General features: G+C 41.7%; 2 protein-coding genes. Both read right to left on the bottom strand.

Annotated features, from left to right (window positions below; genetic code table 11):
• Window positions 1-233: 233 nt before the first annotated feature.
• Window positions 234-611: a hypothetical protein gene (locus tag GA0116948_RS20830; RefSeq protein WP_089715820.1), complete on the bottom strand. Its 378-nt coding sequence runs from the start codon at window positions 609-611 to the stop codon at window positions 234-236.
• 16 nt (window positions 612-627) lie between these two features.
• On the bottom strand, window positions 628-2,082 hold a 1,455-nt coding region (locus GA0116948_RS20825), incomplete at its 5' end, for an RHS repeat domain-containing protein (protein WP_089715818.1).

Below are 2,082 nucleotides of genomic sequence, written 5' to 3'. Positions count from 1 at the left end.
CCCCCTGATTTTGTGACAATCGATTTTTAAGCGGTAACCCTTATTGACAAAGGGATCCCTCTGTTTTTTACCCAATTTTAGTCGGACAATAATGAATTTTTATATACAAATCGAGTTCTTCCGCGCGATGGTGGAAGAAGGGCTGCCACTGATGCCATCCCCTCCGATATCCTGAGTATCGTTAGCCGTATTGCCATTTACACCTTTCAACCAGCCCTGCAACGTATTCCATATTAGCTCAAATCTTCATCGGGCATATACACCTTAATTTTTCCAAATTCGATTTCGTAAGCTATTGGGATTTTTAAATTTTTTATAAGTAACTGAATTATAATATTAGCTAAATGAAGAGTCGACTCATCGTTTATAATTAATCCAGACAAAAAATCCTCTTTTATTCCTACCATATAAGCATACTCATTATCGTAATCATAACAATTGCCCTCCAATCTTATCACAATCCCAAAAATAGAAAAAGAATAATACACGCCGGTTGATGAACTGAAACTACGTCCTTCCACAATATTTGCTTTTATCCCCAGAGAGGAGAAGAATATTTCAGCAACTGACTCAATTTCTCCATTCATGTTAAAAAATATGTGTTCGATCATAAAATAAAAAATTAAGTTAATGTTGAGTTGGTGGATTAGAATTAGAATTTGCAGGAGGAGTGGGAGAAATAGTCACGGGCTTAGCCTTAGGCTCAGGTTTATCCGCTGCCGGTGTAATTTCCCGCCCCAAAATATTTGTCCACTTTTGTGACCATGCTTTTAATTCCGGATAGGCTTTGATCATTTTATCGGGATGAATAAATTGAGGCCTATTTAGGCCGCCAGAAACTGGAATATCCTCTTCTAAAGTAACAAATACATCAATATCGCTAGCAGGAAGACCGTTCATAGCACTTTCTCTCCAAAATCCACCTTTAGATGAAATCCCACTTACAGCACTCCCTCTAACTCCGATTTCTTTATACTTTATCCCTGATTTATCTAGAGCAATAGACAATTCTTCTCCAACTTTAGCGAATTGTGCCGCATTTTTAAATCCCCTTGGTATAACTGAGGCAACTTTAGCTTCCTCTCCTACGGGGAGAGCAAATAAAACTACTTCAAATCCAATAGCGCCAATAGCTTTTTCATCTCCTTTGCCCGCTTTTTGAGCCAGGTCCCAATAATCACCTACAACTTCTTTTAACCCTTTCTCCAATGCCAAGAGTTTATTAATCTCGTTGTTCATTGATTGTCGTCCTTTCGAGGGGTCTGCAAAGGTAAAAGTTGAGTTATTGGCAAAATCTTTCAATTGCTCAATACCTCCATTTATAAAAACTTTAGCTGTTGAAACAGCTCTTTCCGTGAATCCTTTTCGCACTTTCTCTAAATGCGATGTTCCAAAGATCTTTTTTTCATATAATTCTGCTATAAACCATTCACTCTCCTTTCCATCCAAATCTACAGAAGCAATTACGCTATTACTTGCGTATTGATAAGGCGTTAGTTCGGAAAACTTCGAAGTCAACGGATCCACACTCAAAAACCTTCCCACTCTCGGATCATACACCCGCATCCCATAATCCTGCTGATTCCCCTCCCCCTTCACCTCATTATCATTCTCCTTCCCATTAAACCCATACCGGTATCCCCCCGCACTCCCATTCCTATCCATCATCTGCATCCCAAACGGCGTATAATCACTATAACTCGCAATCGTAGGCAGGTAATAATCTATCGTTCCATTATGATCATTATCCACACCTACCCGCTGGTCACTGATGGTAGACAACACATTACCCAGGTGGTTCGTTAGCTCATACCGGGATAACCCTTCCTGGCTCCAGGCGGTAGCCCCTGCGCCTGCTGTCAGCGTGATGCCTGGCTGCCAGGTACCCAGCCGGCTGCTCCCATACAAATCCTGCTCATTCCAGTACACCTGGCTGTCACCGTTCTTATTTCCATACACTGCCAGCGTGTTACCTTGCGCATCCCGTGCATACCAGGTCCGGCTGGTGACGCCTCCGCTAATATACTCCTTATAAATCCGGTTTCCTGTAGCGTCGTAGGTATATTTCAGGGCATCCCCGTT

The organism is Chitinophaga costaii (assembly GCF_900094705.1).
Lineage (GTDB): Bacteria > Bacteroidota > Bacteroidia > Chitinophagales > Chitinophagaceae > Chitinophaga > Chitinophaga costaii.
The sequence above is the reverse complement of the archived record's forward strand: the minus strand, read 5'-3'. Positions and strand labels throughout refer to the sequence as shown.